Here is a 17833-nt window from a genome sequence, read left to right on the forward strand (position 1 = left end):
GTCGGAGTGTGCGGTGCGCGTGCGCGGAATGCGACGGGCGGTAGGCGGTGGGCGGCAAACGGCCCGGGGCGGGTGTGCGTCGCCCGGGGCCGGTGCGGGCGGGCCGGCCCTCAGCGGGCGTCGACCACCGGGTTGGCGAGGGTGCCGATGCCCTCGATGGTGGCCTCGACCAGGTCCCCGGGCTGGAGGAACTGCGGGGGCACCATCCCGGCGCCGACGCCCGAGGGGGAGCCGGTGGCGATCACGTCCCCGGGTTCCAGCGTGACGCCGGAGGAGATGTCGGCGATCAGCCGGGCGACGCCGAACAGCATGTGGCGGGTGTTGGAGTCCTGCCGCAGCTCGCCGTTGACCCGCAGCGAGAGGTCGAGCCGCTGCGGGTCGGGGATCTCGTCGGCGGTGACCACGACCGGGCCGAACGGTGCGTAGCTGTCCTGCCCCTTGGAGAAGAACCACTGCCCGGAGCGACGCTGGTCGCGGGCGCTGACGTCGTTCACGATGCTGTAGCCGAAGACGTGCCGCAGGGCGTCCCGCTCGGCCACCCGGAAGGCGGGTTCGCCGATCACCACGGCGAGTTCGCACTCCCAGTCCAGCTGCTTGGTGAGCGCCGCGTTGTGCAGGATGGGCTGGCCGGGGCCGGTGACGGCGGTGGCCGGCTTGCCGAACAGCACCGGGCGGTCGGGCAGTTCGCGGTCGGTGTCCAGGGTGCGGTGCGACTCGTCGACGTGCTCCAGGTAGTTGAGGCCGACGCCGACGATCTTGCCGGGGCGCAGCGGCGCGCGCAGCGAGACGCCGGAGAGCGGCCGGACGGCGGGGTGGCCGGGGCCGACCGGGGCCAGCAGGGCGCGGAGGGTGGCCAGGGCGGGCGCGCCGGCCCGGACCAGGCCGAGGAGGTCGGGCGGCAGCGCGGCGCCGGCTGAGGCGGCGAGGGCGGTCAGGTCGGCGACGTGCTCGCCGAGCCGGGCACCGGGGCGCGGGGTGTCGTCGCCGTCGGCGCAGTAGGTCAACAGGTGCATGGTCGGGTCTCCTCGGGGTTCAGCACGGGGTGACGGGCTGGTGCCCGTCGTGGTCCGGGTAGGCCTCCTCGCGGTGGAGACCGAGCGCGTGCATCACCGGGAAGTCGTTGAACGAGAACAGGCAGGCGTCCTCGCCGGGGTCGAGGTTCGCGTGCTCGTGCCAGGCCCAGGACGGGACGACGAAGACGTCGCCCTCGCGCCACTCGAAGCGCCGCCCGGCGATCACCGAGACGCCGTGCCCCTTGGCCGCGGTGTAGACGACGGAGCCGGTGTGCCGGTGGGCGCGGGTGGCCTGCCCGGGGCGCAGCAGCTGCAGGTGGGCGGCCATGGTCGGCATCACCGAGCCGCCGGTGACCGGGTTGGTGTACTCCATGACGACGCCGTCGTAGGGCGATCCCTCGGTGGCGCGGGCGAGTTGGCCCAGCGCGTGGTAGCTGGGCTCCCACGGCCAGCCGAGCAGCGGGGAGTACGGGCGGCTCCACTTCTCGACGCCGTACGGGAGCAGGTTGCCGCCGTAGCTCAGCAGCGAGGAGTTCACCACCGGCCCGGGGCGCTGGTACAGCTCGGGGTGGACCTCGTAGAAGTTCGCGTCGAGCATGTTGACCAGCGGGATGTCCAGGCCGTCCTGCCAGATCACCGGGCCGTCCGCGGACTCGTTCCCGTGCTCGTGCCAGGTGTTGTTGGGGGTGATCGCGAAGTCGCGCGGGCCGACCCTGAGCTTCTGCCCGTCCACCACCGTCCAGGCTCCGGTGCCCTCGTGGACGAAGCGCAGCGCGGCGGCCTGGTGGCGGTGCGCGGTCATCGCCTCGCCGGGGCCCATGATCTGCAGGCCGGTGTACAACAGGCCGACGGCGGCGCTGAGTTCGCGTCGGCCGGGGTTGACGAGCATGACCACCCGGCGGCCCGCGTCGTCGGCCTTGACCAGCGGCAGCGCCTTGCGGACCAGCGGGCGCAGGTCCGCGTAGCGCCAGAGCACCGGCACCGACCTGGGCTGCGGGTACCAGGGCTCGATCTCGTTCGCGACCGTCCACAGGGCGCCGGCCTCGTGCTTGGCCAACTCCTCGTAGTAGGAGACGAGTTCCGGGCTGTCGGTGACCCTGGCCCGGCCGATCCGGTCGTCGTCGTAGCCGTCGCCCGGGCTGCCCGGGCGGCCGGGGCCGTTCGGCTCCTCCGGGCCGTCCGGTCGGTCGCGGTCGGTCGTCCCACCTCGGCTGGTCATGCCTGCTCCTCCTCGGGGAGTACCAGCGGCCGCAGCGGGCGGTTGTCCACGTGCAGCCGGAAGACGTCGAAGCGGTTGTAGTGGCCGACGATGTCGTGCATCTGCTTGGGCTGGATGCACCGGGCGAGGTCGATCTCGGCGTAGACGATGCCCTCCTCGTCCACCAACGGCTCGACCACGGCCCGCCCGTCGGGGCCGAAGACGCCCGACAGCGCGCTGCGCGGCCGGGCGAGCAGCTTGCGCACCTCCTGGTCCCCGCCCGCGACGACGTCGACGATCTCGGGCGAGACGGTGGAGCAGGCGACCACGGTGAACAGCTTGCCCTCGAAGCAGTGGGCGGCGGCGCGCAGCGCGATCGCCTCCGCCATGTCGTAGTCCTCGGGGGCCACCGGCAGGGCGATGTAGCTCGCGGCGTGCACGAGTTCGCCCTGGGCCAGCAGGGTGAAGCGGGCCAGGGTGTTGGTGTTCTCCCCGCAGGCGAGGGCGCCGAGCGGGCCGACGGCCGTCCGGTGGACGCGTAGGGAGCTGCCGTCGCCGGGCGTCCAGGTCAGCTTCTCGGCCCAGGTCGGCACCAGCTTGCGGTGCACGCCGAGGAGTTCGCCGTCCGCGCCGATGATCAGCAGGGTGTTGTACAGCACGCCCAGGCTGTGCCGCCCGCGCTCGTTCACGCCGATCACCAGCACCACCCCGGCCTGCCGGGCGGCGGCGCGCAGGGTGTCCACGTACGGGCCGGGCACGTCCACGGAGGCCCGGTAGAGCCGCTCGTACCAGGGCGAGCCCTGCACGGGGTTCATCGTCCAGTTCCAGTACGGGTAGCCGGGGACGAAGACCTCGGGGAAGACCACCAGGGAGGCGCCGTGGCCGGCCGCCTCGTGGATCAGTGCGACGGCCTTGTCCACGGTGGCGGCCGGGTCCAGGTAGACGGGGGCGGCCTGGACGGCCGCGGCGGTGAAGCGGGGCAGGTCCGGCACGGCGTCTCCTCGGGTCCCCCGGGTGGTCGGTCGGTGGGGTGGTGGGGTGGGTGCGGTCGTCGGGTCGGTGTGGCTCGCCGGGTCGGTCCGGCTCCTCGGCTCGGTCCGGCTCACCGGGGTGTCGGTCCGTCGGCGTCGCCGGTCGCTCACCTCGCGGGCCCTTCGGCAGGTGCTTCGGCGGTCCCTGCGGCGGGCCGGTCGGCTGCCGGTACGCCCGGTGGCCAGCGGCGGTGCACCGGCGCCTCCGCCGGGCGCCGCAGGTGCAGCCGGGGCGCGACCCGGTCGGCGCCCGGGCCCGGCGGTCGGCGGCTGCCCGCCGACCACGGGCCGGGCCAGGGCGCGCCCGGCCCGGAGTAGCCCTGCTCGGCGGCCGCGTGCAGGGTCCAGAGCGGGTCGTACAGCTGGGCCCGGCCGACCGCGACGAGGTCCGCCCGCCCGGCCAGCAGGACGGAGTTGGCGTCGTCCGGCCCGGAGATCGCGCCGACCGCGATGGTCGGCAGGCCGGTGGCCGCGCGGACCAGCTCGGCGAACGGGGTCTGGTAGCCGCGCCCGTACGGCGGCCGCTGGTGGGCGACCACCTCGCCGGTGGAGACGTCCACCGCGTCCGCGCCGGCGTCGCCGAGTGCGCGGCAGATCGCGACCGCCTCGGCCTCGGTGGTGCCGCCCGGCGCCCAGTCGCTCGCCGAGATCCGCACCAGCAGCGGCCGCCCGGCCGGCCAGGCCGCCCGGACGGCGGCCAGCACCTCCAGGGGCAGCCGCAGCCGGTGGGCGAGCGGCCCGCCGTAGCGGTCGGTGCGGCGGTTGGTCAGCGGCGACAGGAAGCCGGACACCAGGTGGCCGTGGCCGAACTGCAGCTCCAGCACGTCGAATCCGGCCCGTGCCGCGCGCTCCGCCGAGGCCGCGAACTCCGCGGTGACGGCGGCGAGCCGGTCGGCGCCGGCCGCGCCCGGGGTGGGGGAGGCGGCGTCCCAGGGCAGCGGGGAGGCGGCGATCAGCGGCCAGCCGTCGGCGAGCGGACGGCCGATGCCGTCCGGGCCCGGCACGGCGGTGGCGGCCCGCCGGCCGGCGTGGGTCAGCTGGATGCCGAGCGGTGTGTCGCTCACCGCCCGCACGGCGTGGACGAGTTCGCGCCAGGCCGTCTCCTGCCGGTCGTTCCAGAGGCCGGGGCAGTGGTCGGTGGCGCGGCCCTCGGGGCTGACGGCGGTCATCCCGGCGAGGACGAGTCCGGCGCCGCCGAGGGCCTGCGCGGTCAGCTGGGCCCGGTCGAAGGCACTGGGCAGGGTGTCGGCGGAGGTGAAGGTCGCGAGCGGGGGCACCACGACGCGGTTGCGCAGCTCCAGCGCGCCCAGTTTCAGCGGCCGGAACATCGGCGGGGTGCCGGGCCCGCCGTCGCTCCCGCCGTTTCCGCCGGTTCCGCCGGTCCCGGTCCGGGTCGCGCCCCCGCCGGTCCCGCCCTCGCCGCCGCTCCCGAACGCGGCGTCCACCGCGTCGACGAACCCGGGGTCGCGGGAGCGCAGGTTCCCGTACGTGACCCGGCGGCTGCGGGTGAGCAGGTTGAAGGCGAACCGGTCCGGGTCCTGCCCGGTGCGCCGCTCCACCGTCTCGAACCACTCCAGGCTCGCCTGCGCGGCCCGCTGGGTGGACTCCACCACCGGCCGGCGCTCCGCCTCGTAGGCGGCCAGCGCGGCCTCCACGGTGGGCTGTTCGTGCAGGCTCGCGGCGAGCGCGAGGGCGTCCTCCAGGGCCAGTTTGGTGCCCGACCCGATCGAGAAGTGCGCGGAGTGCGCGGCGTCGCCGAGCAGGACGACGTTCCGGTGCCGCCAGCGCGCGTTGCGCACGGTGGTGAAGCGGATCCAGCGCGAGGCGTTCGGGATCAGCCGGTGGCCGTCCAGGTGCCCGGCGAACAGCTCCGCGCAGCGCCGCACGCTCGCCAGGTCGCTCTCGCCGCGGGCCGGCTCCCGTGCGGCGAGGGCGTCGAAGCCGGCCCGGTGCCAGGTGTCCTCGGCGGCCTCCACGATGAAGGTCGAGCGCCGCTCGCCGTACGGGTAGGCGTGCACCTGCAGGGGGCCGAAGTCGAACTGCTCGACGATGAAGGTGAAGGCCTCGAAGACCCGGTCGGTGGCGAGCCAGATGTAGCGGCAGTGCCGTTGGTCCAGCTCGGGGCGGAAGGCCTCGGCGTGGGCCGCCCTGGTGGCCGAGTTGATGCCGTCGGCGGCGACCACCAGGTCGTACCCGGCGGCGAGTTCGCCGACCGGCGGCGCGGGCGTGCGGTAGCGCACGTCCACCGCGAGGCGTTCGCAGCGCCGCTGCAGGATCGCGCGCAGCCGGTTGCGGTCGAGCGCCGCGAAGCCGTGCCCGCCGCAGGTGCGGACCTGGCCCGCGTAGCGCACGTCGATGTCGCTCCAGCGGGCGAACTCGGCGCCGATCGCGGCGAACACCTCCGGGTCGGCCTGCGCGATGCCGTCCAGCGTCTCGTCGGAGAAGACCACGCCGAAGCCGGACTCGTCCTCCCGGCCGTCCCGCTCGAACACCGTGATCTCGCGGTCGGGCGCCAGGTGCTTGGCCAGCGCGGCGAAGTACAGACCGCCCGGGCCGGCGCCGATCACCGCGATGCGACGGGCCCCGGCGCCCCCGGCGGGGCCGTCCGGTTCGCTGCGCCGGACCGCCGAGGTGCGGGCGCCCGGTGCGCCGGGCCCGTTCACGCCACCACCTCCGGCTGCTGCGCCCCGGACTCGGTCAGCGCCCGTCGGACCGGCTCCGGCCAAGGCGCCGCGCCCTTGGCGTGCGGCGCGGCGTGCACCACCGACATCCGGCCGGACGCGGCCAGCCCCTGCGGGCCGTGCACCTCGAAGGCGTAGTGCAGCGAGGAGCCGCCGACCCGGACCACCCGCAGCTCGGTGCGGACCAGGTCGCCGAACCAGAGCCGTTCGCGGTAGTCGGCCTCGAAGTGCACCCGGGGGATCCGGCCGAACAGCTCGGCCAGGCCCAGCCGGCGCAGCAGTGCGGCCTCGGCCGCCTCGGCCCAGCGCTGCACGGCGGAGAAGTGGTAGTGCCCGGCGGCGTCGGTGTCGGACCACTCCACCCGGCGCTCGACGGCCACGCTGGCCGGGGCGGTCGCCGCCCGCCTGCGCAGCTCGGCGCGGTGCAGCTTGCCGGTCGCGGTGCGCGGCAGCTCGGTGACGAACTCGACCGCGCGCGGGTACTTGTACGGGGCGATGGTGCGTTTGACGTGCTCCTGGAGCGCGCGCACCGTCTCCGGCCCGGCGGCGGCGCCCTCGCCGAGCACCACGTAGGCCTTGACCACCGTGCCGCGCAGGTCGTCGGGCGCCCCGACCACCGCGCAGTCGGCGACGTCGGGGTGGCCGGCGAGGGCCTGTTCCACCTCGGGGCCGGCGATGTTGTAGCCCGCGGAGACGATCATGTCGTCGTTGCGCGCCTGGTACCAGTAGTAGCCGTCCGGGTCGCGGACGTAGGTGTCACCGGTGAGGTTCCAGCCGTCCCGGACGTAGCCGCGCTGGCGTTCGTCGTCCAGGTAGCGGCAGCCGGTCGGCCCCTTGACGGCGAGCAGTCCGGGCACGCCGTCCGGCACCGGTCGGCCCTGGTCGTCGAGGACGGCGGCCCGGTAGCCCGGCACGGGGCGGCCGGTGGCGCCGGGGCGGATGTCGCCGTCGGCGGCCGAGATGAACACGTGCAGCAGCTCGGTGGCGCCGATGCCGTCGATCAGCCGCTGCCCGGTGGCCGCCAGGAAGGCCTGCCAGAGGGGGGCGGGCAGGTGCTCGCCCGCCGAGACGCAGCGCCGGACGCCGGAGAGCCGGTCGGCGAGGCCGGCGGCCAGGATCGCCCGGTAGGCGGTGGGCGCGGTGAACAGCACGCTCACCCCGTGCCGCCGGACCTGTTCGGCGAGCTGCTCGGGCGTGGCCTGCTCCAGCAGCAGGGTGGCGGCGCCGGCCCGCAGCGGGAACACCACCAGGCCGCCGAGGCCGAAGGTGAAGGCGAGCGGCGGGGTGCCGCCGAACAGGTCGTCGGGGGTGGGCCGGAGCAGGTGGCGGGAGAAGGTGTCGGCGTTGGCCAGCACGTCGCGGTGGAAGTGCAGGGTGGCCTTGGGGCGGCCGGTGGTCCCGGAGGTGAAGGCGATCAGGGCGACGTCGTCGGCGGCGGTCGGGACGGCCTCGAACCCGCCGTCGGTGGCGGCGCAGCGGGCGGTGAGGTCCTCCGGGCCGGGACCGCCGAAGGCGAGCACCCGCAGGCCGGGGGTCTCGGCGCGGGTGAGGTCGTCGAGGTAGCGGTGGTCGCACAGGGCGAGGAGGGGGCGGGCGACCCGGTGGAGCTCGGTGAGCTCGGCGGCCCGCAGTAGCGGCATGGTGCTGACCACCACTCCGCCGGCCTTCAGGACACCCAGCCAACAGGCCACCAGCCAGGGGGTGTTGGGGCCGCGCAGCAGGACCCGGTTGCCGGTGGCCAGGCCGAGTTCCTCGGTCAGCAACCGGGCCACCCGGTCGGCGTGGTCGCGCAGTTCGCCGTAGGTCCACTGGCCGGTGGGGGTGAGCAGGCAGCGGCGGTCGGGGCCGAACCGGGTGATCGTCTCGTCGAGCAGCGCCCGGGCGCAGTTCAACCGGTCGGGGTAGGCCAACTCCGGTAGTTCGAAGAGGAGTTCAGGCCACTGGTCAAGGGGTGGGAGATGGTCGCGACAGAACGTGTCCACATGCGCTGAGGGGGAGAGCTCCATGGGCGGGCACCTCATCGTGCGAGCGGGAGTGAGGCCAGTATGGTGCTTCGGTGACGCCAGTCAAGAGAGCGATACATGCATTCGGGGGAGCAGGCACCGCCCGGGCGCGGGGCGGCCGGCCCGGGCGGGGTGGTCCGGCGGGGTGGTCCGGGCGGGCCGGTGCGCCGCCCGGGGGAGGCGCGGGCGGCGGGGGTGCCGGAGGTCCGCGGCGGGGCACGGCAGGGCGCGCGGGAACGGCGGCGGACGGGCCCGCACCCGGCGGCCGTGCGAGTCGGGGCGGGGGAGGGGTGCGGCAGGGGTGCGGGAGGGAGCGGCGGGGTGCGGCCGGAGGTCCGCGGCCGTCGCCGGGGCGGTCACGCCCGGCGCGCGTCCGTCAGGCGTCCGTCAGGCGCCCGTCAGGCGGGTCCGAGGGCCGCCCGGGCACGGTCGGCGAGCAGACCGGCGAACAGGGTCAGGGCGGGTGCGGCGGTGCTCCCGGGGCCCGGGTCGCGGACGTCGAGCAGGGCCGAGCCCACCCGCACCAGGACGTCCGTGCCCTGGGTGTCGTCCGTCCGGGCGGCGCTCTGGTCGCCGATCGGGGGCAGCGGGAGGACGGAGGCGCCGTCGCCGCCGATCCGGGCGAGCGCCAGGTCGAAGGCCCGCCCGGCGGTCTCCGGCGAGGCGAAGGTGACCACGGTGAACTGCGCGCTGTGCGTTCCGGAGGACGCGAAGGTCACGGTGGCGTAGGCGAGTTGCCGGTCGCAGGCGTCCGGGACGAGGCACGGCGCGTCCGCGCCCGGGCCGGCTCCCGAGGTGGGGCCGCTGCGCACCTGCCAGCCGCCGGGCATGGCGCTCAGGTCGGGCAGGACGGCGCGGACCTGGGCGGGGTCGCGCAGCGTACGCCCGGCGTGGGCCAGGTCCGGCCCGTTGGGCTGCAGCAGCGGGCGCGAGCCGAGGTTGATCCCGACGGCCACCAGCGCGGCGACCACCACCAGCGACAGGGTCACCAGCACGGGGACGGCGCCGAGCCGGGCGGCCCGCGCCGTGGACCCGGCGACCGCCGGGTCCACCCGCAGGTGCACGGTCGGCTCCTCGGGGGGCTTGCCCAGCTCGGTGGTGGCCAGGTACCGGGCGAACGCCGGGTCCGCGGCGAGCAGGTCGCCGACGGCGGCGGTGAGCCCGGAGCGCGCCCGGGCGTCCCCGGGGTTCGCCTCGATCGCGGCGACGGCCCGGGCGCCCTCCGCCGAGGCCCGCAGGCGCGTCCGCACCAGATCCGCCACCGCCCGGCCAGGGCCGCCGGCCACTCCCTCGGCGGCCCGCACCAGCCCCCCGACCACGGCCGGCAGGAGCTCCTGGCCGTCCCCCATGGCAACCCCCTAGCCGCAACGAGTCGTCGCCGCCCGGCGGCGCGCCTCGCCGCCCGCCGCCGGGGCCTTCCGTCAACGATCCCGGACGCGGGGCCGGTTCGTCCCCCGGAAGACGGAACGGAGACGCAACCGCAACCGCCCGCGGACCGTGCCGGGAGCGGAGTGGCCGGTGTGGCCGGAGGGGGTGCCGCCCCGGGCCGGCCCGCCCTCCGCGGCTCAGGCCGGTGGGGCCGCCGCGGCGGACGGCGGTGCGGCGGACGGCGGTGCGGGGGGTGTCACGGGCATCGACATGTAGACCGCGCGCCGGCCGTAGCAGGCCGGCACCGCCACCTCCCGGTGGGCGCGGTAGCCGAGCAGCCGCAGCAGGATGTCGGCGCCCCGGACGGCGACCATCGAGATCTCCTCGAAGCCCTGCGCGCGGGCCTGCTCCCGGAAGTGGCGCATGAAGCGCAGGGCGACGTCCCGGCCGCGCAGCTCCTCGTCGATCACCAGGTCGTGCACGTGCAGGTTGGCGGACGCGTACCGCTGCTCCTCGGGCCTGGTGAGGTCCGGGCAGCGCAGCGGCGGGTAGGGCAGGCTCAGCAGGTAGCCGCGGACGGCGCCGTGCAGCTCCAGCACGAAGCAGGTGCCGGGCGAGCTGCGCCCGCGCGACTCCAGGGCCTCCCGGCCCTCGGAGAGCCCGTCGGCCGCGTAGGCGGCGTGTTCGAGGGCCACCACGGTGTCCCAGTCCGCCTCGGCGAGCAGCCGGAAGCGCAGGTCCTCGCTCACCTGGCCGGCACCTCCGAGGGGGTGAGGCGTTCGGCGCGGGCGGCGTCCACCAGGGCGGACCAGGCCTCGATCAGCCGGGCGAAGTCCTCGGCGTCGGCCTGCGCCTCGTCGAGCAGCCGGGCTCGCCGGGGCGCCAGGTGGTCGGCGAACTCGGCGTACTTGCCGCCCAGGCGCCGGTATGAGCGGTCGACGACGTCCAGCCGGCGGACGTTCTCGGCGCGGTCCCAGGCGGCGCTGCGCCGCACCGAGTCGAGCACCGGGGCGATGCGCACCGCGTGCCGCTCGTCGAGCAGGTCGCCGCCGACCGCCATCATCTCGCCGTACACGGGGTGCAGGTAGAGCATCGAGAGCAGGAACTTGACGAAGCGCAGCTGGTAGGCGGTGAAGCCGGGGCCGGTGCGCCGCTCCGGGGTGTAGTGGTTGACGATGTGCCGGTTGTGGACGACGCCCGGCAGGCCGGAGTCGAGGACGACGTGCAGCAGGAAGTAGTCGCTGCCGATGGTCTCGGTGGCCGGCGGGAGCGGCAGCCGCTCGTAGACCCGGTGGTCCAGGCCGAGGTTGCACATGTCCACCCGCCAGATGTCGGGGGCGCCGAGGACGGACTCGTCGGTGCGGAACGGCTCGGTGCCGCCGCCGGTGAACGAGGCCTCGACCAGCTCGCGCTTCTCCTCCTCCGTCCACACCGGCGGCGCCCACAGGCCGACGACCTCGTGGTAGACGGCCGGGTCGAGGTCGCGGATCTCGCCGACGTCGACGGAGAGTTCGCCGATGAAGGAGGCGCCGACGAGGGAGACGGGCTTGTCCGCGTCGGCGGGGTCGAGCTCGCTGACGGTGACGTCGGCGGCGGCGTCGCCGGCCCGGCGGCCGAGCGAGAGCAGTTCGTGGTGGATCGGGAACACCTTGCGCCCGTCGAGGAGTTGGTACTCGCTGTCGGAGTCTCGACGGTGCACGGAGGTGCAGCCGAGGGCGGCGGCGACCAGGAACACCCGGTTGGTGCAGGCGCCGTAGGAGACGCCGTCGGGGAGCATCAGGTCGAGCAGCCGGTCGGGGTCGGTGGCGCCGGAGCGCCTGCTCACCCGCCGGAGGAAGTCCCGCTGCCGGTCCTCTCCGAGGTGGTGCACGACGACCCCGGGGGTGGCGGCCAGCGCGCCGACGGCGCCCGCGTTCTCCGCGAAGCCCGCGGGGCCGGCGGTGTCGAGGACCAGCAGGTGGACCTCGGCGTCGAAGTGCTCGACGGCGTGCGCCGCCTCCTCGGCGAGTGCCGCGATGGTGGCGGCGCAGGCCCGGTTGGTGGGCAGGGCGAGGCAGACTCGTCTCATGGCGGGCTTCTCCGTTGGTCGTCAGGGTCGTTGCCGCGGCGGCGGGGTGGGTGCGCCGGTGGTCGTCGCAGGCGCCGCCGGACGGCTTCCGTCCTGCTGCCCGACTCGCCCTGGCGGCAGGCGAGTTCGCGAGGCCCCCGCGCGTCGGGCGTCGGGGTGCCACCCCGGTCCGTCCGGTCTGCGGACTACCGTGGACTAGACCACTTTTGATGTCAACGATTGACAGGGCGGGTCGGGTGGAGGTGCAATGCGCGCCCTCCCGGGCGCTCCCCGCCGCCCCGGCCGGGCCCGTGCGGGCACGGCGCGGTGCGGGTCCGGCGGCGCCTCCGTGCGGGCGCCCGGTTCGCACGGGAGCGCGAATACCCGTCACCGGGTCGAACGGCCGCGCGGGCCCGGGCGGTTCACGGCCGCGGATTCGGCCATCGGGGTCAATCCGGAGCGGGGACCTGCCGATACCGGCAACGACGTCCCTACGCCGTCCGGAGGAGACCGCATGCCCGACCTGTGGCTGCCCGGTGCCGAGATCCACGACCTCGGCGACCACGCGCCGACCGACCAGCAGTACCCCCCGAAGGCCATCGCCCACATCACCTGGGACCGCAACGCCACCGCCGCGGCCCCGCAGGACTGGTGCACCTTCGAAGACCTCGTCGGCTACTTCACCGGCGCCGGCGCCGGAAACGCCCCGCACCTGGTCTGGGACCCCTTCAGCGGGCGGACGGCCCAGCTGTTCCCGGCCGACTCCCGCTCGAAGAGCCTGCTCAGCCCGCCGGAGAGCCCGACCCGCACCAACCGCGCCGGCCGGGTCGTCATCCAGATCGAGGCGGTGTTCTTCCCGTACTGCCGCTACCGGGGCGCCGTCTACCCGCGGCTGGTCGACACCCCGTGCGCCGGCTGGGACCGGCTGCACGCCTGGATCGGCTCGTGGGGCGTGCCCGACACCTGGCCGATGGGCCGGCCGACCGACTTCACCGACCACCGCGACGAGCAGGTGTGGGAGACCCGCGGGGGGTGGTACGCCCACGCGCACGTGCCGTTCAACGACCACAGCGACCCCGGCTCCTGGCCCGACCTCACGGCGGGCTCGGGATCCCCGGGCTCCCCGCCCTCGCAGCAGCACCCGGCTCCCCCGGACGAGCCGGCCCCGCCCCGCTACCAGGTCAGCATCAACGGGCTGCCCTACGGCTACGGCGCCGAGGGCTACCAGGTCACCGCCGTCGGCCGGGCGCTCGTCGCCCAGGGCTCCGGCTCCCACTACCGCTCCGGGCCCGGCCCGAACTGGACGGACGCGGACACCGAGAACTACGCGGACTACCAGCGGAGCCTCGGCTACAGCGGGCAGGCCGCGGACGGCGTCCCGGGGGAGGGCTCGCTGCGGCGGCTGCTCGGCTACCTGCCCGGGCCCCGGTCGGTGTCGCTGGCGCACGTCGTCGCGGCCGCCCGGACCGATCCCGGCGCCGAGCAGGGGCACCGCAGTTACGGGGCCGAGGCGGCGATCGTCGAGCAGGCCCTGGCGGACGAGGGGCTGCTCGAACAGCGCTGGGTGGACGGCTCGTTCGGGAGTCGGACGGTCGCCGCCTATGCCGGGTGGCAGCGGCGCTGCGGGTACGCGGACGCGGACGCGGACGGGATCCCGGGGCGGGACTCGCTGCGCCGCCTGGGATCGGCGCGGGGGTTCGGCGTGACGGACTGACGGGGTGGGCGGGGTGGCCGGGGTGGCCGGGGTGGTCCCGGGTCGCGGCTTTCCGCGACCCCGGCTTCCCGGTTCCCCGGCTTTGGGGTTCCCCGGCTTCCGGGTACGGCCGGGGGAGGTCGCCGGGTACCTCGGAGGGAGGGGTGCGGGTGCTTTCGGGCCGGGTCGGGTACTCGCTCGGGAGTAGTCGGGGTTACTTCCGGTGGCAGATGCCCGATGAGGGGCGGAGCGGAGAGTCTGGGCCCGTCCTCGCCGCACGGCGGTGATGCCGCCGCGGCCCGGCCGCGGCCCCGACCCGAAGGAGGCACCCGTGCGCCCGTCCACCGCACCGGCCGCGGAGCCGAGTCCCGCCCGCCCCGCCCGACGGCGGCCGCCCGGCGGCACGCTGCCGCCCAGGGCGCGCAAGAGCCTGGTCGTCGTACACGTCGTCGCCTCGGTGAGCTGGCTGGCCCTGATGCTCTGCCTGCTCACCCTGGCGGTGACGGCGCTGGCCACGGAGGACGCCGACCGGTTGCGGTCGGCGTACCGGGCGATGGGGATGCTCGGCGACGCGCTGATCCTCCCGCTGAGCCTGGCCACCCTGGTCAGCGGGGTGGTGCTGGGGCTCGGCACCTCCTGGGGGCTTTTCCGCTACTACTGGGTGAGCGCGAAGTTCTGGCTGACCCTCGCGGCGGCAGCCGCCTCGCTGATCGCCCTCAGCGCCCGGCTGCACGACGCCGTGCGCGTGGTGAACGCACACCCGACCGGCCCGATCTCGGCGGCGGACCTCGGGTTCGTCCGTCTCAACACGGTGATCGTCCCGTCCGTCGCGCTGGCGCTCTACCTCTTCGCGGTGGTGCTCTCCGTGTTCAAGCCCTGGGGCCGTCGGCGGCCGGGCAGTCGGCGTGGGCGCATACCCGGCGCCCGCGGGTGACGCCGGTCCGCCGGGGAATGCCGGCGCTCGGCGGCGGTGTTCTCCACGGACGTGACCAGCGCACCAGGGACCAGGGCACCCGCGACGGGCGGACCAGCGGCCGACGCGGGCGCGACGCCCGCGATCCGGCTCTCCGTGCTCGACCGGTCCCGGACGAGACAGGGCGAGGAGCCGGCGCAGGCGCTGCGGGACACGGTGGCCTTCGCCCAGGAGGCGGAGCAGCTGGGCTACCACCGGTTCTGGGTCTCCGAGCACCACGGCGTGCCCGGAGTGGCCGGGTCCGCGCCGACGGTGCTCGCCGCGGCGGTGGCGGCGGCCACCACCCGGATCCGGGTCGGCACGGGCGGAGTGATGCTGCCCAACCACCGGCCGATGGTGGTGGCCGAACAGTTCGGCGTGCTGGCCTCGCTCTTCCCGGGCCGGATCGACATGGGCCTCGGCCGGTCGGTCGGGTTCACCGACGGAGTGCGCCGGGCCCTGGGCCGGGAGAAGGACGCAGCGGACGACTTCGGGGCCCAACTGGTCGAGCTGCTCGGCTACTTCGACGGCTCGCAGCAGGTGCACCGCGGCGTCCACGCCCGGCCGGCCGAGGGCCTACGGGTGCCGGCCTTCGTCCTGGCCACCGGCGCCGGCGCCGACCTGGCCGCCGACGCCGGGCTGCCGCTGGTCGTCGCCGCCACGCGAGGGGAGGAGCGGATGCCCGCGGCGATCGACCGGTACCGCGCCGGGTTCCGTCCCTCGGCGCAGGCGGCGCAGCCCTACGTGGTGATCGCGGGCACGGTCGCCGTCGCCGGGACGGCGGAGAGCGCGCGGGAGCTGCTGATCCCGGAGGCCTGGGCCGGTGCGTACTCCCGCACCCACGGCGAGTTCCCGCCGCTGGCCCCGGCCGCCGAGATCGCGGCCCTGTCGATGGGAGCGCGCGAGCGCGCCGCCTACGAGCAGTCGCTGAAGGGGCACATCGCGGGCACCCCGGAGCAGGCCGCCGCCGAACTCGCCGCCCTGATGGCGCGCAGCGGCGCGGACGAGTTCCTGGTGACCACCAGTACCTACGACCGCGCCGCACTGCTCGACTCCTACCGGCTGCTCGCCCGGGCGGTCGGCCAGCCGGTCGGGCAGGGTGTCGGCCAGCCGGTCGGCCAGTCGGCCGCGCAGGGCGTCGCTACCCGGGCCGCCGGTCGGGAGGCGGCGGGGCCGGAGGACGTCGACCGGACGGTCGCTCAGGCGGTCGGTCGGGCCTGACTGCTCCGGGCCGCTCCGGGACGCACCGCCGACCCCCTCCGCCGCTCCTCCGCCCGCATGTCCAGCTCGCTTCAGGCCGCCCCGCCCGGTTTCCGAGCAGGGCCGATGACCTGCTAGTGTTCTTCCCGTCGAGAGGAAACGATCTCTCGAGCAGGCGTCAGCGGTGCTACCAGAGCACGTCCTACTTTCAGTAGGGAGAGTCCGTGCAACCCGGGCCTGGCGCTCCACCCGAAGGGGCCCGTTCCGTCCAACGGAACGGGCCCCTTCGTCATGTCCGGGGGCCGGCGGGGCCCGTTCGCCCTTCACCCGACGTCCGATCGCCACCCGTTCGGCGCCCGTTCGCGGCCCGTTCGCGGTGCCGGTCTCGGCCGGGCCCCTTTATCGCATTTCGGTGGCCGAAACCCTGTTGCTCAGCCGGTTATCAGCCAAGGTCCCGTTCCTGGTGGCCGGTGGGCGACGGCGGGTGGCAACGTCAGGGCCAGCCGGTTCTACTGTCACGGGCTGGTGACGCACCGTCATACCTTGGCTGGAAGTAACTGCCAATGATGTGAATATGCCATTGGAATGTTCGTCATATGCAATCCGGCAGTAGCCTTCCGTGTCGAACCCGCCACTGCTGGTGGCGAATCCGGCCGAGTCGCGCTGCGCCCGGCCGCCCAGACCCCCGCGAAGGAGCCGGTGTGCCGGGTATCGACGAATGCCTCGCCGGAGCGATGGCGATCACCGGAGCCCGCTCCGCGAGTCTGGTCGACTGGAGCAGCGGACTTGCGCTCGGCGGTCTCGGCGAATGCCCGGCCGGCGACCACGAGACCGCCGCCGCCGAGGCAACCGACCTGGTGCGGGCGACGGTTGAGAGTCAGACCTTCACCGGGGCGGAGGAGCGGCGGTCGCCGCTCCAGGACATCATCGTCACTGCCGGTCGCAGTTACCACCTGATCTGCTTCATCGACACCGTCTTCGACAGCCGTCTCGTCCTCCACCTCTGGCTGGACCGGGCGGAGGGCAACCTCGCGGCCGCCCGCTACCGCCTCCAGGGCCTCGCCGAGGAGCTGGTGCTCGGGTGAGCCCGACACCCACGAGGGCCGGCGGCTTCCGGCCGGCACACCGGGCGCACGTCCCCCGGCAGCGGCACGTCCCCGGGCACCAGCAGCCCGCCGGGCACGGGCACCCCGCCGGGCGCCGGCAGACTCCCGGGCGGTGGTCCGCATGAACGCCGCACCCACCACCGATCCCGCCACCGGTTCCACCGCCGGTTCCACCGCCGCACCCGCAGCACCCGAACCCGTGCCCGCCGCGAGGCCCGGCACGACCTCCACCACGCCCGCCGCGACGCCGATCGCGGAGCCCGTCACCCTCCCGCCGTCCGCCCCGCCGCAGACCCCGGGCGAGGCCCTCGGCCTGCTCGCCACCCGCCGAGCCACCGGCGCACTGCACGGCCCGCTCGGCAGTCTGCACCTCGTGGACGGCCGGGTGACCCACGCCGACTCACCCCGGGCCCCGGGGCTGGCCGACCTGCTCACCGGCTGCGGCCGGATCGCGCCCGCGGACTGGGCGGAGCTGCTCCGCGCCCACGGTCCGCACGCCCGGGTCGGCGAGGCGATGGTCGACCGTGGCCTGATCGGCCGCGGGGAGCTCGAACTCGGCCACCTCGGCACGCTCTTCGACGCCGCCTTCTTCGTCCTCGCCGACCAGGCCGGTGGCACCTGGCGGTTCGAGCACGAGGCGCGGCACTGGCTCGGCCCGGTGGCGGAGGTCGACGCCGACCGGCTGCGCCGCGAGGTCGACCGCCGGAGCGGGCTGCTGGAACAGATCTGGCCCTGGGGGCGGCTGGACACCGCCCCCGTCCGGCCCGCCGTAGCGGGCTTCCACGCCCACCGGCGCCCGCCCGGTCGCCGCCAGCGCGAGCTGCTCGACCACGCCGACGGCCGAAGAACCCCGGCGGACCTGGCCCGACTGCTCGGCAGGTCAGGCTTCGGCGTGACGGCGGACGTCCGCCGACTGGCCGCCGCGGGACTGCTCGACGCCGGCCTGCTCGACGTCCCGCGGCACGCGGCGCCGAGGGCCGCGCCACCCGGGGCGCCCGGGGTGCCGCTCGCCGCCCCACTCGGGGTACGGGCCGGTGTCGCACCCGCCGCCCCAGCCGTGTTCCCGCCCGCACCCTCCCAGGCCGGACCGCTCGCGCCACCGCTCGCTTCACCACCGCTCGCTTCACCGCCCCTGGCTTCGCCACCCGCTCCACCGCTCGCCGCACCACTCGCTCCACCGCTCGCCGCACCACTCGCTCCACCGCCCGTCGGGGCGCCGACCGTGCCGCCCCTCCCGGCACCCGAGGCGCCATCACCGCCGCGCCGGTCCGGAGGCCTGCACCGCAGGGTTCCCGGCGCCACCCTCACCGGCGTCGGCATCCTCCCCGGTGCCACGCCCCCCGGGTCCGTGGCGGCCGACCGTCCCGCCCACCCGCCGACAACGGCAGCGGCCCACCCGCTGACCGTCCCCGACCCGGACATCGCGCTGCTGACCCGGGTCCGAACCCTTCTGGAGGCCCGACTTTGAACGACGCTCCGCCCGCGACCCCGCCGTCCCGGCCATGAGGCGGGCGCTCAAGCAGCGTGTCGGAAGGAGACAA

13 protein-coding genes and 1 pseudogene are annotated in these 17833 nt (G+C 75.6%); 5 read left to right on the plus strand and 9 right to left on the minus strand.

Features of this window, described 5'->3' with window-relative positions; all coding sequences use genetic code 11:
* Nucleotides 1-110 precede the first annotated feature (110 nt).
* The 9 genes and pseudogenes from ACIA8Q_RS22570 to ACIA8Q_RS22610 form a co-directional block, all read right to left on the minus strand.
* Nucleotides 111-1013: a fumarylacetoacetate hydrolase family protein gene (locus tag ACIA8Q_RS22570; RefSeq protein ID WP_396317598.1), complete on the minus strand. Its 903-nt coding sequence runs from the start codon at nucleotides 1011-1013 to the stop codon at nucleotides 111-113.
* Nucleotides 1014-1032: 19 nt separating this feature from the next.
* The gene (locus tag ACIA8Q_RS22575) at nucleotides 1033-2232 is read right to left on the minus strand and encodes a cupin domain-containing protein (RefSeq protein ID WP_360211412.1); all 1200 of its coding nucleotides are present in this window, start codon (nucleotides 2230-2232) and stop codon (nucleotides 1033-1035) included.
* A complete protein-coding gene (locus ACIA8Q_RS22580) occupies nucleotides 2229-3203 on the minus strand; it encodes a carbon-nitrogen hydrolase family protein (protein WP_360211410.1) in 975 nt (324 codons plus the stop codon). The genes ACIA8Q_RS22575 and ACIA8Q_RS22580 overlap by 4 nt, the downstream gene beginning before the upstream one ends.
* Nucleotides 3204-3349: 146 nt before the next feature.
* A complete protein-coding gene (locus ACIA8Q_RS22585; RefSeq protein ID WP_396317599.1) occupies nucleotides 3350-5905 on the minus strand; it encodes an FAD-dependent monooxygenase in 2556 nt (851 codons plus the stop codon).
* Entirely contained in the window at nucleotides 5902-6303 is a 402-nt protein-coding gene (locus ACIA8Q_RS22590; RefSeq protein WP_363365017.1) for a thioesterase family protein, read from the minus strand. Before ACIA8Q_RS22590 ends, ACIA8Q_RS22585 begins: the two co-directional genes overlap by 4 nt.
* Nucleotides 6304-6318: 15 nt before the next feature.
* Nucleotides 6319-7929, minus strand: a pseudogene (locus tag ACIA8Q_RS22595) (AMP-binding protein); the annotation flags it as partial.
* 395 nt (nucleotides 7930-8324) lie between these two features.
* Entirely contained in the window at nucleotides 8325-9275 is a 951-nt protein-coding gene (locus ACIA8Q_RS22600) for a hypothetical protein (protein ID WP_360211408.1), read from the minus strand.
* Nucleotides 9276-9491: 216 nt separating this feature from the next.
* The gene (locus ACIA8Q_RS22605) at nucleotides 9492-10043 is read right to left on the minus strand and encodes a GNAT family N-acetyltransferase (RefSeq protein WP_360211406.1); all 552 of its coding nucleotides are present in this window, start codon (nucleotides 10041-10043) and stop codon (nucleotides 9492-9494) included.
* Entirely contained in the window at nucleotides 10040-11362 is a 1323-nt protein-coding gene (locus ACIA8Q_RS22610) for a DUF6271 family protein (RefSeq protein ID WP_360211404.1), read from the minus strand. The genes ACIA8Q_RS22605 and ACIA8Q_RS22610 overlap by 4 nt, the downstream gene beginning before the upstream one ends.
* A gap of 493 nt (nucleotides 11363-11855) precedes the next feature.
* On the opposite strand from ACIA8Q_RS22610, the gene ACIA8Q_RS22615 reads away from it, so the two are divergent.
* The 5 genes from ACIA8Q_RS22615 (at nucleotide 11856) to ACIA8Q_RS22635 (ending at nucleotide 17760) form a co-directional block, all read left to right on the plus strand.
* The gene (locus tag ACIA8Q_RS22615; protein WP_360211402.1) at nucleotides 11856-13055 is read left to right on the plus strand and encodes a peptidoglycan-binding protein; all 1200 of its coding nucleotides are present in this window, start codon (nucleotides 11856-11858) and stop codon (nucleotides 13053-13055) included.
* A 310-nt stretch (nucleotides 13056-13365) separates the two neighbouring features.
* The gene (locus tag ACIA8Q_RS22620) at nucleotides 13366-13968 is read left to right on the plus strand and encodes a DUF2269 domain-containing protein (RefSeq protein WP_360211400.1); all 603 of its coding nucleotides are present in this window, start codon (nucleotides 13366-13368) and stop codon (nucleotides 13966-13968) included.
* 123 nt (nucleotides 13969-14091) lie between these two features.
* A complete protein-coding gene (locus ACIA8Q_RS22625) occupies nucleotides 14092-15207 on the plus strand; it encodes an MsnO8 family LLM class oxidoreductase (protein ID WP_360211501.1) in 1116 nt (371 codons plus the stop codon).
* Nucleotides 15208-15887: 680 nt separating this feature from the next.
* Nucleotides 15888-16271 carry a hypothetical protein gene (locus ACIA8Q_RS22630; protein WP_360211398.1) on the plus strand — a complete coding sequence of 128 codons (384 nt, stop codon included), beginning with the start codon at nucleotides 15888-15890 and terminating at the stop codon, nucleotides 16269-16271.
* Nucleotides 16272-16413: 142 nt separating this feature from the next.
* Nucleotides 16414-17760, plus strand: a complete 1347-nt coding sequence (locus ACIA8Q_RS22635; RefSeq protein WP_396317600.1) for a hypothetical protein — start codon at nucleotides 16414-16416, stop codon at nucleotides 17758-17760.
* Nucleotides 17761-17833 lie beyond the last annotated feature (73 nt).

The organism is Kitasatospora sp. NPDC051705, from assembly GCF_044453265.1.
Lineage (GTDB): Bacteria > Actinomycetota > Actinomycetes > Streptomycetales > Streptomycetaceae > Kitasatospora.

Excerpts from the sequence above, each read along its gene's own strand:
- ACIA8Q_RS22570 (WP_396317598.1), bottom strand. The coding sequence starts at position 1,013 with ATGCACCTGTTGACCTACTGCGCCGACGGCGACGACACCCCGCGCCCC.
- ACIA8Q_RS22575 (WP_360211412.1), bottom strand. The coding sequence starts at position 2,232 with ATGACCAGCCGAGGTGGGACGACCGACCGCGACCGACCGGACGGCCCG.
- ACIA8Q_RS22600 (WP_360211408.1), bottom strand. The coding sequence starts at position 9,275 with ATGGGGGACGGCCAGGAGCTCCTGCCGGCCGTGGTCGGGGGGCTGGTG.
- ACIA8Q_RS22610 (WP_360211404.1), bottom strand. The coding sequence starts at position 11,362 with ATGAGACGAGTCTGCCTCGCCCTGCCCACCAACCGGGCCTGCGCCGCC.
- ACIA8Q_RS22615 (WP_360211402.1), top strand. The coding sequence starts at position 11,856 with ATGCCCGACCTGTGGCTGCCCGGTGCCGAGATCCACGACCTCGGCGAC.
- ACIA8Q_RS22635 (WP_396317600.1), top strand. The coding sequence starts at position 16,414 with ATGAACGCCGCACCCACCACCGATCCCGCCACCGGTTCCACCGCCGGT.